Origin of the sequence: Agrobacterium vitis, assembly GCF_037039395.1 — a bacterium.
GTDB lineage: Bacteria > Pseudomonadota > Alphaproteobacteria > Rhizobiales > Rhizobiaceae > Allorhizobium > Allorhizobium vitis_E.
This window is the reverse complement of record NZ_CP146242.1, coordinates 2,445,415-2,457,941: the sequence shown is the minus strand read 5'-3', so window position 1 is coordinate 2,457,941 and position 12,527 is coordinate 2,445,415. Positions and strand designations below refer to the sequence as shown.

Below are 12,527 nucleotides of genomic sequence, written 5' to 3'. Positions count from 1 at the left end.
CTATTCTGCCCGGCGGGATGGAGCATTTCCAGCAAAAGCGTGGCGCGGTTTTGCGCCCGGAAATGCGAAAATACCCTTGTTCAGATCACATAGGCTTTCAGCGGTTCGAAACCGTTGAAGGCCACCGCCGAATAGGTGGTGGTATAGGCGCCGGTGCCTTCGATCAGCACGTCGTCGCCGATGGTCAGCGAAAGCGGCAGCGGATACATGTTCTTCTCGTACATGACATCAGCGCTGTCGCAGGTCGGGCCAGCCAACACGCAAGGCTCCATTTCGTCGCCGTCATGGGCCGTGCGGATCGGGTAACGTATCGCTTCGTCCATGGTTTCCGCCAGACCGCCGAACTTGCCGATGTCAAGGAACACCCAGCGATGGGCGTCATTGTCGGACTTCTTCGAGATCAGCACCACTTCTGCCTTGATCACACCGGCATTACCAACCATGCCGCGACCGGGCTCAATGATGGTCTGCGGAATGTTGTTGCCGAAATGCTTCTTCAACGAGGCGTTGATGGCCTGGCCATAGGCTTCGGCGGACGGAATGTCGCGCAGGTACTTGGTCGGAAAACCACCGCCCATGTTGACCATCTGCAGGTAGATGCCCTGCTTGGCCAACTGTGCGAAAACCCGCTTGGCATCGCCGAGCGCCGCATCCCAGGCATCGACCTTGGTCATCTGCGAACCGACATGGAAGGACACGCCGAAGCTTTCCAGGCCATGCTGGTGGGCATAGACCAGAACGTCGACGGCCATCTGCGGCACGCAGCCGAACTTGCGCGACAAAGGCCATTCGGCACCGTCACCATCGGTCAGGACGCGGCAGAACACCCGGGCGCCGGGGGCGGCACGCGCGATCTTTTCGACTTCCTCATGGCTGTCGACGGCAAACAGGTTGATGCCCAGTGCATGCGCCTTGGCAATATCCCGTTCCTTCTTGATGGTGTTGCCAAACGAAATCCGCTGGGCGGTCGCACCTGCAGCCAGCGCCATTTCGATTTCGGCCACGGAGGCGCAATCGAAGTTGGAGCCGAGCGATGCGAGCAGCGATAGGATTGCCGGCTCCGGGTTTGCCTTGACGGCATAATAGATGGCGCTGTCTGGCAGGGCGTGGCGGAATGCGCCATAATTATCGCGCACGACATCAAGGTCCACGACGAGGCAAGGGCCTTCCGGACGCTGGGTATTGATGAAGTCGAGGATACGGGCGGTGGTCATGGCGATCCCTTCCATAGTAAAAAGGTTACCGGAACCCAAAAAGTTCCGGATGGACAAAGTGCGCCGAGACCTCGCTCGAAACCAGTCGGTGGAGACACTGGTACCGTACGAACGCTCTAACGCGGGCGATGGATCAACGCCCTCTTGCCTGAGAGCATCAATCCGCTTTGTCTGCCATGGATTGGTTGGGGAACCCGACCGCACTTCCGGCAATGATGGTGTGCCTCTTCAGTGACCCCGGCTGATGGAAAGCCGGCAGAGACTAGAAAGGCCCGCACCGTCGTTGCTTCAAGGTGTCCTCGCATTTCCCGGTTGGCCGGGATAACGACTGGAGGGGTTAATTCCAGGTACCTTACCGATTTCCTCACCACATCGAGGATCGGCGGACACCCACAGGCACGTGCGACTTTGGGCAAGACGGAGATAAGAAAACTCGCCGTCATAATCAAGCGGTTTTTGCAAGCCCGGTTCATTTTTTTATGTGTTTTATTATTGAACGAAGTGAGACTATTGTTCACCACCGATACAAACAACCCTGAGAGGCCCTTTTGGACACCCTGACCCGCATCCGCGCCTTCATCGATGTCGTTGAAGCGGAAGGCTTTTCTGCCGCTGCCCGCAAGACCGGGCGCTCCAAGGCGCTGCTGTCAAAATATGTCCGCGAGCTGGAGGACGAGTTGGGGGCGCTGCTTCTCAACCGCACCACACGGCAGTTCTCCATGACCGAGGCCGGTCACACCTATTATCGCAGCGCCGCCGACATCCTGAAAGAGATCGACAATCTGGCCGATCTGGTGCGCGAGAACAATGTCGGCATCAGCGGCAAGATTCGCATTACCGTGCCACGGAGCTTCACCGATGCCGAAGTTGGCCAATCGCTGATCGATTTTGCCCTGCAACATCCCGATCTTTCCATCGAGATCGTCGCCGAAGACCGGTTCGTCGACCTGATCGAGGAAGGCTTCGACTTAGCCATCCGCGTCACCAAGCTGGAGGATTCGGGGATGATTGCCCGCAAGCTGGCGGATTTCAGAAGTTATGCCTGCGCCAGTCCGGTTTTTCTGGAGAAATATGGTCCCCTCACCCATCCGCAGGATCTGTCCAAGGTGCCGGTGCTGATCGATACCAATACCCGGGGACACAACAGCCTGCGCCTGCGTCAGCCGGATGGCGAGGCCTTTACTGTCAACATTTCCGGGCCGCTGGAAGTCAATAGCCCCCAGACCACGCTGCGCGGCGCGCTTTCGGGGCTCGGCATCGCCCTGCTGCCGGATTTTGTCGCCCGCAGACATATCGAAAGCGGCGCATTGATTTCGATCTTTGAGGATTACATGTCCTCCGGCAGCGGGATCTATGCGGTCTACCCGCATCGCCGCTACCTGCCCGCCAAGGTCCGCGCGCTTGTGGATTTCATGCACAATTGGTTCAAACGCAATGGCGGATGCCAGCCCAGGCAAGGGACGCCGCCTTCGGAGTGACGACAGACCGGGCACCCGTTTGATAACTCCCCGGACCTATGGCGGCCCTCTTCACTTTTCCGAGGCAAAAGTCAGCGGCCCTATTTCCGTCCTATTGCTTGGCCACCAAAGACCGTGAATATAAATGTGATGCGTCCATGCGACGCTGGCAGCGCAGCGCCTCCTCTATGTTTCCTCATGGCTCGCTGTCGCACTCGATATATGCAGCGGTTAGGGCGCAGATGAACATAGCAAGGCCTCTTCTTCTCGCCGGTTTTCTTGTCGCAGGGTTTCTGGGCCTGTCGGCGCCCTCGGCCTTCGCCCATCCGCATGTCTTCGTCCAGGCCCGGCTGGAAGTGGTGGCGGGCGCGGACAATACCATCAAGGAATTGCGCAATACCTGGCGCTTCGATGAGGTGTTTTCCTCCAGCGTCATGCTGGATTTCGACAAGAACGGCGACCTGAAACTCGACCATAGCGAGTTGCAGGATATCGCCAACACCATCCGCAGTTCGCTTGGCGACTACGGCTATTTCACCTTTATCAGCGCCAGCGGCGCAACCGTCAACGTCGCCAAGCCGCAGGTGTTCAACGCCGATTATAAAGACAATCAATTGCTGGTGTTCTTTATCGTCAAGCCGGAAAAGCCCATTCCGATCAAAGGCAATCTCAGCTTCGGCGTTCACGACCCGACCCTTTATACGGCCATAGACTTCAAGCAGGACGGCGACATCGTCGAGACCGGCGATGCGCTGAAGAAATGCAAGCGCACCGTGGTCCGACCCAATCCCGATGACGTGATCAAGCAGAACCAGGCCAGTCTGACCGAAGCCTTCTTCAACGATCCGACCGGCACCGACATGGGCAAGCTGTTTGCAACGAGGCTGGATCTGGCATGCTGACGCATCGACGGGTTTCAAGGACCACTCTCCTTATCGCCGTCGCCTTTGCCGTGGCGCTTCCCGCCATATTCTCCGCCACATTGGCCCAAGCAGGCTCGCCACTTGGTATCGGCACCGCCGAACCGTCCTTTCAGATGGACGGGCCGCTGGCCGGGGTGATGCTGTGGATCAATACGCATCAACAGGCTTTCTACCGGGCGCTGACCGAGGCGCTGCGCGGCATGCGCGACGATCCCCACCAGCTCTGGGTCTTGATCGGCCTGTCCTTTGCTTACGGCGTGTTTCATGCCGCCGGTCCCGGCCACGGCAAGGCGGTGATCTCATCCTATATGGTCGCCAACGAGCTGGAGCTGAAGCGTGGCATCGCCATTTCCATCGCTTCTTCGATTTTGCAGGCCATCGTCGCCATCGTCACCGTAGGCGTGATGTTTCTCGCCCTGCGCGGCAGCGGCATCACGCTGACGCGGGCAACCGACGCCATGGAAGCCGCCAGTTTCGCGCTGGTCGTCGCCTTCGGTGTCTGGCTGCTGGTCCGCAAGCTGAGCGAGATTTTCCGACATCGCCAACCCATGCCGGTCCTGGCATTTTCTGGAGGGAGCGCGGGAGAGATGCCATCGGACGGCGTGACAGCGGGTCTGTTCGATGCGCCGCAGCCAGTTGGTACAAAATCCGCATCATCTTCAGGCACCGGCCTGCGCTTCCAGGCCGATGCAGCCGATAGCGACCGTCATGTGCCGCGTAAGGGCGAAATCTGCGTGGATTGCGGCCGCAGCCATCTTCCTTCGCCAGCCATGGTCGGTGCCGAGCATTTCAGCGTCAAAGAAGCCTGGTCGGCCATTGTCGCCGTTGGCCTTCGCCCCTGTTCAGGCGCGCTGCTGGTCATGACCTTCGCCATGCTGAACCAGCTCTATCTCGGCGGCATTCTATCGGTCTTCGCCATGGCGGCGGGAACCGCGATCACCGTCTCGGCGCTCGCCATCGCCGCCGTCGGCGCCAAGGGCCTGGCGGTGCGGCTGGCGGGCCATGGCTCCCATACCGCCTACCGCGTCGGCCTTGCCATCGAAATTGGCGGCGCGCTGTTCATCATTGTGGTCGGAAGCCTGCTGCTGGCCGCCTCACTGCAAGGCTATCACCTGTCATCCGGGTGACGGCGCTGATAGCGCGCCCGCAGCCAGAAGATCAGGAAAAACGACAGCAGCACCAGAGATCCGACCGCAGCGGCCAGAAGCGGCGAAAACTGCCCGATCCACAGAACCAGATTGGGCAGGAACACCATGGCCAATCCGAAGCCGAGAATGATCAGGCCAGCGGCAATAGCCGAATTCTTATCGCGCGGGCTCATGTCGCAGACCTCAGAGAGGAGCGAATATCCTCAAGCCGCCGTTTCTGATTGCTGTCGGCATCGAAATTGTCAGGATCGAGCCAAGCCTCGAACCCGGCTTTGACGAGAGGCCAATCGGCATCGATGATCGAGAACCAGGCAGTATCGCGGTTCTTTCCCTTGGAAATCATGTGCTGGCGAAACACGCCCTCGAAGGTGAAGCCGTAGCGGCGCGCCGTGATCTTGCTCGGCTCGTTGTCATTATGGCATTTCCACTCGTAGCGCCGATAGCCCAGATCCTCGAACACATGCCTGGCCAGCAGATAATGCGCCTCGCTCGATAGGGCAGAACGTTTCATCGCCGGGCCATGCGCAACCGAGCCGACTTCGACCACGCCGTTTTTCGGATCGGGTCGCATCAGGCTGGCCATGCCGACAATGCTACTATCGGCTTTCGAGCGGAAGATATGGGTGATCAGGCTGCCACTGGCATTGGCGCCCTCCAGCCAGTCGCCGAAAACCTCGACACCGGAAAAATCGTCATTGGGAAAATAGCGCAGCGCCTGATTGACGGCATCGCCACCGCCAAGCCCGGCCCACAGATCCGACAGATGCTGCTCACGGACAAAGGGCTCGACCAGTACATAATGGCCTTCAAGCCGCACTGGCGCTGGTGCTGCAACGCGATAGGTCTTCAGATCCTGCATGATGCCCCCTGTTCGTATCACAGGTCAGGATTATGCCAGCCGTAACGGGAAGGCAACGGCGATTTCCGCCGTTGCTTTTGTTGAGCGCAGGTCTCAGCCAGCCGGCGTCTCGACCTTGGCCGCCGCAACCGTCGCCTCGATATGGTCGATCAACCCATCGGCAAGCCCGAGACGTCCGGCCAGCAGGTCGAGATAGCCACGCTCGGCGCGGGTATCGGGATCGATGGTCAAGCGCGAGGCCGTATAGAGTTCGACCTTCTGTTCCTCGGTGCGGGCAGCAGCCACCAGCGCATCGAGATCGGTCGGATTGTCCAGCTCCGCGCGAATAAAGGCCTCCGCCTCATCGCCCAGTTCCTCGACATGCAGTTTTTCCATGATATTGGCGCGCTCGCCTGCGTCGATATGGCCATCGGCTTTCGCCGCGGCGATCATCGCCTTGATCAGGGTGAGCGCAAAATCATTGCTGAGCGAAGTTGCGGGATCAAAGCCTGAATTTTCCGGTGGAGCCGGAAGTTCCGGCAGGGCGCGCAGCTCTTCCGGGGCCTTGCCGGACTGGTAATTGCGATAGGCGCGGTAGCCGAGACCAGCCACCAGCGCCAAGCCGCCGACTTTCAGCGCGCCTCCGGCCAGTGACCGTCCGGTCTTGGTGCCGAGCAGCACGGAGACCAGCGCACCGGTCTTCCAGGGATTGGACTTGGCATAGCTTGCGGCGTCATCACCCCTCTTGCGAACAGAGCCGCCGATGCCCGGAATCTGCGATCCCAGAAACTGCGTGAGGAGCTTTTTGGCGTCGATCATTCTCTTCTCCCTCATATGTCAGGTAAGGAAGAGATAGGAACGCCCGCGCCCTTTCCCAAGGCGCGGGCGTCAAATTACGACATATCCTGCCGTTCTCAGCTTATAGACGGCTCGAAGATGCTGACGCATCCTCGCCTGATAAGAGTTTCGAATATCTCAAATGCATCAAGGGCATGAGATATTCGAAAGTGGTATACGAAAAGTCGTTTTCAATGACTCTTCGTATTAGCCCTTCAGCGCACAGGCCTCAACGGCCAGCTTGGTAATGCCTGCCCAATCGCCCGCAGCAACCAGCTCTTTCGGCGCCACCCAGGAGCCGCCAACGCAGACCACGTTGGGCAGCGACAGGTAGTCCCTGGCATTCTTCAGAGAAATGCCGCCTGTCGGGCAAAACAGCGTGCCTGCCAGCGGTGAGGACAGCGATTTCAGATAGGCCGCTCCACCTGCCTGTTCGGCGGGGAAGAATTTCAAAACCTCATAGCCCTTTTCGCGCAAGGTCATCACTTCGCTGGCCGTGGCAGCGCCCGGCAGCAGCGGTACATCGGAACCGGCGGCAGCGGCCAGCAATTCCGGCGTGGTGCCGGGGCTGACGATGAACTGCGACCCGGCTTTCAGCGCGGCTTCGAAATGGGCGGGGTTGAGAATGGTCCCGGCACCGGCCACGGCGCCCTCGACCTCGGCGGCCACCCGGGAAATCGCTTCCAGCGCGGCTGGCGTGCGCATGGTGATTTCGATGGCTTTCAGCCCACCCGCCACCAGGGCCCGCGCCAACGGCACGGCAGTGTCGACATCGTCGATGATCAGCACGGGAACAACTGGCTGAAGCTTGAGCACCGCCAGCAATCTGTCCGTCTTCGCAGTCATGAACATACCTTTCAAACGATTAGATATCCCTGATTAGCGCGTGAAAACCGCCCTGTCGAGGCAAATGCGCGCAGCAGGAACTGAAGGATCGATGGAACTATTGTCAAACCGGCGCCATACTATAGAGTGAAATCGATTTTAACGTGACGGAAAGCAGCCATGGCAAAGGAAATCGAAAGAAAATTCCTGGTCCGCACAGACACCTGGCGTCAGCATGTCAGCAAATCCAGCAGTTTTCAGCAGGGCTACATTCTTTCAGGCGCTGATCGTTCCGTGCGTATCCGCATCCGCGACCGGGCCGATGCGCTGCTGACCATCAAGATCGGTCATGTTGGTCTCAGCCGCGATGAATTCGAATATGAAATCCCGCTGGCCGACGGGCTGGAAATGATCGACAAAGCCCAGGGCAACGTCATCGAAAAGACCCGGTATAACGTCGAATACGGCGGCTATCTCTGGGAAGTCGACGTCTTCGCCGGCGCCCATGCCGGGCTTGTGGTGGCCGAGGTCGAACTGGAAAATGACTGCGAAGACCCACCACTGCCGCCTTGGGTCGGGCGGGAAGTGACCGGCGACGGACGCTATTCCAACCAATGGCTGGCGAGTTCCACGCCTTCGACGGAAAGGCGCAATGGCCTATCGCTTAAGGCCTGACCTGAAGACAGGCACCTCTATTGCCGAGATGCTGGGAGCGCTTTTGCAGGCCGCCGCAGCCGATCTTGACAGCGGTGCCAAGGCCCCACCCGGTGAACGGGATCGCGCCGTCCATCTTGCGCGCCGCAAACTGAAACGCGCCAGAGCCCTCTACCGGCTGATCGCACCGGCCATTTCCGATCTGCGTCGCCGGGAAAACCGCCGGTTGGGCGATATCGCCCGCAGCCTTTCCTCGCTTCGCGATGCTGCCGCACTGCTTGAAAGTGTCGAGGCGCTTCAGGAGGCGACCCTCAGCGATGAAGAAGCCGATGCCCTGCAACAGGCCTGGGCAATCCTGTCCGACCGCCATGAACGGCTGGCGACCAATCTGGAGGCAGGCCAGAGCGCATTGATGCGCGATGCGGCAGACGGCTGCCGAGAGGCGGCGGATATCGCCATGGGAATTGAGTTCAACGACCGTCCCGCCAAGGTCGCCCGGATGTTTGCCAAGGCCTGGACCAAGACCTTCAAGCGCGCCGAAGCAGCCATCGCCGCCTGCCACGATGCCAGCGAGGCGGAAAGCTACCATGCCCTGCGCAAAGCCACCCAGACCTATTGGATGCATTTGTCCTTGCTGCGTGATCTCTGGCCGAGCGCCATCGAGATGAAACGCGGTGCCGCCAAACAATTGGCCGATCTGCTGGGCCATGAAAACGACCTTTCGGTGCTGACATCCGTTCTGGATGAAGACTCAAGCCTGTTTGCGGGCCTATTTGCTGGCGGCGAAACATTTTCCCATCTGCTCGCCATCATCATCCGCCAGCAACAGGCCCTGCGCCGGCAAGCGCTTGAGGCGGCGGATGCATTGTTTGCCGACGGCCCCGACCTGGAACCAGCCGTTATCGAGGCGCTGTGGCTGCTTCAGGCTGGCATCCACAATCAAGTATGATCCTCGTTATAAGATCGGGCCGGAACATCGAGATCTGATCGCAGTTTCTCAATCCTCATGGAAAAAACAATAGGGTCATTCAGCGCCCGCGCTAAGACAAGTGCGCCCTGTATACCGGCCAGGATTTCATGACTGCGCTGGCCCGCCTCTGTCTCAGCAAAGCCCGCCTTGACAAAGGCCCCCCTCAACACGCTGTTCCAGCGACGAAAATAACCGCTGATGGCCGCCGAAAATTCATCCCGACTGGAATCAAGTGCCATCAATCCGACAAGACACACCCGACGGCCAGACTGGAAATAGGCATTGACAGTGTCCAGCATCGCCTCAATGGCAACAAACGAAACATCTGCCATCTCCAGCGGCGCAAACACTCTTTCTTCAAACCAGCCGGAAATGTGCGCGAGCACCGCCTCGGCCATTTCCACCTTTCCGCCAGGAAAGAAGTGATAAAGACTTCCTTTGCCGATGCCAGTGCAGGCTGTGATGATGGACAAACTGGTTCCGGCGTAACCGTGGTCACGAAACACTTCCGCAATCATCGGCACTGCATCGGCTCGTTCTAGCTGGATTTTCACAAGGATTTCCTCAATTGGATTTGCGCATCGGATAAGCTTGCCCGTGACTGCGATGAAACAGCACGGCGCAAGCGATCAACAACAGCGATCCCAGCGCAACCGGCATGAACAGAAATTGCCAGTCTCGCATGGGCTGCAAAGACCACTATCGGATCAGCCCCCGCCGGCGGGTGGGTAATCCGTAAAAGCGCCATCACGGAAATTGCGCCGCCCACCGCTAACGCCACTGCCCACCAGATATCGGGCAGCAAGGTGGCGCAAAGCAACCCAACCAAGGCCGAAGCCAGATGGCCAAAAAATACATTCATTGGCTGGGACAATGGACTGTTTGGCAGAGAAAACAGCAACACACAACTAGCGCCAAACGGGGCCATCATAAGCGCATAACCCGTGTGCGTTGTTAAAAAACTGAGAATGCCAATCGCCAAGCAACCACCAAAGCCTGCCAACAGCGCTTTAGTGAAACTGGAAAACGGCTGATGCCTGTGAAAATAATGCCGCACGCCACTCTTCCTGTACTTATGAGTTTTATCTGTACCGTTAGGTACAAAATTCGAATGACATTGTCAATGACGCTGCATTCGTTGATCCTTTCCGCGCGCCTCCCGCTTCTTCTCGACATTCTCCATCACGAGTGCTTGCAGATGTCGAGTTTGACCGCGTCTTCAACCCACCGGCATGACTTGACGAAACTCAAAGCGCGGCGCACCTGCTGAAATTCGTTGATTCCCGGCGGCATTGGCAGTATTTCGCACCCCATGACAGACGATCTTCAAAATCCTCGCCATGAAGAGGGCGGCGCATTCTGTGTGGCCGCGCTCTATCATTTTGCGTCCTTCGCACGGTTCGAAAGCTTTCGGGAACCGCTCGATGCGCTCTGCAAGGCGCAGGGCGTCAAGGGCACTTTGCTTTTGGCCCATGAAGGCATCAATGGCACGATTGCCGGCACGGATGCGGGCATTGCCACGGTGCTGGCCTATCTGCGCGCCCAACCGGAATTTGCCAGCCTCGAGCACAAGGAAAGCCGGGCGTCGAAAATGCCTTTCGTGCGCATGAAGGTAAAGCTGAAGAAAGAGATCGTCACCATGGGCGTCGAGGATATCGACCCCAACAAGATCGTTGGCACCTATGTCGATCCCAAGGACTGGAACGCGCTGATTTCCGATCCTGATACCATCGTCATCGACACCCGCAACGATTACGAGACCGCGATCGGCATTTTCCGGGGCGCGGTCGATCCCAATACCAAGACCTTCCGCGAATTTCCCGATTGGGTGAAGAACAATCCCGGCCTGCACAACAAGCCGAAGATCGCCATGTATTGCACCGGCGGCATCCGCTGCGAAAAGGCCACGGCCTTCATGAAGCAACAGGGGTTCGAAGAGGTCTACCACCTGAAGGGCGGCATCCTGAAATATCTGGAAAACGTTCCCGAAGAACAAAGCCTGTGGGACGGCGCCTGTTTCGTGTTCGACGAGCGCGTTTCCGTGACCCACGGATTGAAGGAGGGCGACCACCAACTCTGCCACGCCTGCCGCAACCCGATCACGCCGGAAGAACTGTCTTCGCCCTATTACGAGGCCGGCGTATCGTGCAGCCATTGCTATGAGACCCGCACAGAAGCCGACCGGGATCGCTACCGTCAGCGCCAGAAACAGATTGCGCTGGCCAAGCAACGCGGCGAACGGCATATCGGAAGCTGAGCCGGAGCCTTTGAGGCGGCACTTGCCGCCCACCGGTTCAGCATAATCACGGCAAGACGGCAAGATCCGGTGGGTCAAACCGCTCAAACGCGGGGCGGGCGAGAAGGTAGCCCTGAACATAGGGTACGCCCATATCCTTCAGCACATCCAGTTCTTGTTGGGTTTCCACCCCTTCGCACAATGGAAGAATGCCGAACTCCGTCAACATCGCCAGCGTGTGGCGCAACACGATCCGCTTGGCCCGATCCTGATCGATGCCGCGCACCAGCTCCATGTCCAGCTTGACGATATCGGGCTGAAATTTCGCCAGAAGCGTCAGCCCGGCATGGCCCGCCCCAAAGTCATCAATCGCCGTCTTGAAGCCAATGCTGCGATAGGTTTTCAGAATGTTGAGCAGATGATCGGTATCGATCCGCTCGTTTTCGGTAAATTCAAACAGGATTCGATCCAGGGGAAAGCCGACCCGTTCAGCCGTGTTCAGTGTCAGGCGAATACAGGCACGCGGCTCGTAAACGGCATTGGGCATGAAATTGATGGACAGCTTTGCCGTCGAGGTCTCCGGTAGCAAGGCCGCCGCCAGCTCAATGGCCTTAACCCGGCAGCTCTGGTCAAAGGCATAGCGATTGTCCGCGTTGATACCAGCCATAACCGTGGCCGCCCCAGCGCCGTCCGCGCCGCGCACCAGCGCCTCATAACCAAACACAGCACCATCACGCATATCCACGATTGGCTGAAATGCCATGGAGAAGGCAACACTGAAAGCCGCCCCGTCTCGGCATCCCGCACATGACGTCATCCAGATCTCCCGTTTAATAGCAAGGCTCTGACATGCTGACGCGTCCTCGCCTTAAAGGCATTGCAAATATCTCAAATGCATCAGTCGCTTGAGATATTTTCAAAAGGAATACGAAGAGCCATTTTCAATGGCTCTTCGTATAAAACTCAGCGCAATTCTATTCTGAAATATTGAAGAATTCACTTCAGCTAAAAAACTCGGAAAATACGGCAGGGATGAGGGCGCGGCTATACCAAAGGCTATTTCTGATGCTGTTTCTTGATCGTATCGATCTCGTACATCAGCGCCCGAAAGGCGATGATCGCCTCGTTGTCAGCAAGTTTTTCATCCAGGACAAGCGGTTCCAGCTGTTTGATCACCACGCGAAGAGCATCCTCAATGCGGCCAAGCTGCTTGCCGTAGCTGGCCACATTCATCAAAATATCCTTCTCCGCCTCGGGATTGGTAGAGGGACCGACATCGATATTGAACGTGACCAGACTGGCCTGCCCGACCTGCGTCGGGCTATAGACCCAGGTCCACGGATTGATCGCCTGACTGACATTGCCTGAAAGCGGCAGTTGCACCCGTCCCATACATATTCCCCCGATCAAGATCACAACCTGAAA

15 protein-coding genes are annotated in these 12,527 nt (G+C 58.2%); 6 read left to right on the top strand and 9 right to left on the bottom strand.

What is annotated here, in order from left to right:
* Positions 1-80: 80 nt before the first annotated feature.
* Positions 81-1,214, bottom strand: coding sequence for an ornithine/lysine decarboxylase (gene odc2 / locus V6582_RS13900; protein ID WP_070167004.1), 1,134 nt, complete (start codon positions 1,212-1,214; stop codon positions 81-83).
* 548 nt (positions 1,215-1,762) lie between these two features.
* Here odc2 and V6582_RS13895 point away from each other — a divergent pair.
* The 3 genes from V6582_RS13895 (at position 1,763) to V6582_RS13885 (ending at position 4,721) form a co-directional block, all read left to right on the top strand.
* Positions 1,763-2,692 carry a LysR family transcriptional regulator gene (locus V6582_RS13895; protein ID WP_156631793.1) on the top strand — a complete coding sequence of 310 codons (930 nt, stop codon included), beginning with the start codon at positions 1,763-1,765 and terminating at the stop codon, positions 2,690-2,692.
* Between the two features lie 221 nt (positions 2,693-2,913).
* The gene (locus V6582_RS13890; RefSeq protein WP_156631792.1) at positions 2,914-3,573 is read left to right on the top strand and encodes a DUF1007 family protein; all 660 of its coding nucleotides are present in this window, start codon (positions 2,914-2,916) and stop codon (positions 3,571-3,573) included.
* On the top strand, positions 3,567-4,721 hold the full coding sequence (locus V6582_RS13885; RefSeq protein WP_156631791.1) for a nickel/cobalt transporter: 1,155 nt from the start codon (positions 3,567-3,569) through the stop codon (positions 4,719-4,721). Before V6582_RS13890 ends, V6582_RS13885 begins: the two co-directional genes overlap by 7 nt.
* Here V6582_RS13885 and V6582_RS13880 read toward each other — a convergent pair.
* The 4 genes from V6582_RS13880 to V6582_RS13865 form a co-directional block, all read right to left on the bottom strand.
* Positions 4,703-4,915, bottom strand: coding sequence for a hypothetical protein (locus V6582_RS13880; protein WP_015917156.1), 213 nt, complete (start codon positions 4,913-4,915; stop codon positions 4,703-4,705). The two genes, V6582_RS13885 and V6582_RS13880, sit on opposite strands and share 19 nt — an antisense overlap.
* A complete protein-coding gene (locus tag V6582_RS13875; protein WP_156631790.1) occupies positions 4,912-5,601 on the bottom strand; it encodes a GNAT family N-acetyltransferase in 690 nt (229 codons plus the stop codon). The genes V6582_RS13880 and V6582_RS13875 overlap by 4 nt, the downstream gene beginning before the upstream one ends.
* Positions 5,602-5,694: 93 nt before the next feature.
* Positions 5,695-6,399 (bottom strand): tellurite resistance TerB family protein, encoded by a 705-nt coding sequence (locus V6582_RS13870; protein ID WP_070153484.1) that lies wholly within the window; start codon positions 6,397-6,399, stop codon positions 5,695-5,697.
* Positions 6,400-6,624: 225 nt separating this feature from the next.
* A complete protein-coding gene (locus tag V6582_RS13865) occupies positions 6,625-7,263 on the bottom strand; it encodes a 2-dehydro-3-deoxy-phosphogluconate aldolase (RefSeq protein ID WP_156631789.1) in 639 nt (212 codons plus the stop codon).
* Positions 7,264-7,422: 159 nt separating this feature from the next.
* Between V6582_RS13865 and V6582_RS13860 the strand changes: the two genes are divergently transcribed.
* Complete coding sequence (locus tag V6582_RS13860; protein ID WP_156631788.1) at positions 7,423-7,917, top strand: CYTH domain-containing protein; 495 nt, start codon at positions 7,423-7,425, stop codon at positions 7,915-7,917.
* The gene (locus V6582_RS13855; protein WP_156631787.1) at positions 7,895-8,845 is read left to right on the top strand and encodes a CHAD domain-containing protein; all 951 of its coding nucleotides are present in this window, start codon (positions 7,895-7,897) and stop codon (positions 8,843-8,845) included. The genes V6582_RS13860 and V6582_RS13855 overlap by 23 nt, the downstream gene beginning before the upstream one ends.
* Here V6582_RS13855 and V6582_RS13850 read toward each other — a convergent pair.
* Both V6582_RS13850 and V6582_RS13845 read right to left on the bottom strand, forming a co-directional pair.
* Positions 8,836-9,420 (bottom strand): TetR/AcrR family transcriptional regulator, encoded by a 585-nt coding sequence (locus V6582_RS13850; RefSeq protein ID WP_337739244.1) that lies wholly within the window; start codon positions 9,418-9,420, stop codon positions 8,836-8,838. The genes V6582_RS13855 and V6582_RS13850 overlap by 10 nt on opposite strands.
* Positions 9,417-9,923 carry an HPP family protein gene (locus V6582_RS13845; protein WP_349508874.1) on the bottom strand — a complete coding sequence of 169 codons (507 nt, stop codon included), beginning with the start codon at positions 9,921-9,923 and terminating at the stop codon, positions 9,417-9,419. Before V6582_RS13845 ends, V6582_RS13850 begins: the two co-directional genes overlap by 4 nt.
* Before the next feature lie 255 nt (positions 9,924-10,178).
* On the opposite strand from V6582_RS13845, the gene V6582_RS13840 reads away from it, so the two are divergent.
* Complete coding sequence (locus V6582_RS13840) at positions 10,179-11,123, top strand: rhodanese-related sulfurtransferase (RefSeq protein ID WP_156631786.1); 945 nt, start codon at positions 10,179-10,181, stop codon at positions 11,121-11,123.
* 46 nt (positions 11,124-11,169) lie between these two features.
* Here V6582_RS13840 and V6582_RS13835 read toward each other — a convergent pair whose 3' ends face one another.
* Positions 11,170-11,919: an EAL domain-containing protein gene (locus tag V6582_RS13835; protein WP_156631785.1), complete on the bottom strand. Its 750-nt coding sequence runs from the start codon at positions 11,917-11,919 to the stop codon at positions 11,170-11,172.
* A gap of 239 nt (positions 11,920-12,158) precedes the next feature.
* Complete coding sequence (locus V6582_RS13830; RefSeq protein ID WP_156631784.1) at positions 12,159-12,494, bottom strand: hypothetical protein; 336 nt, start codon at positions 12,492-12,494, stop codon at positions 12,159-12,161.
* Positions 12,495-12,527 lie beyond the last annotated feature (33 nt).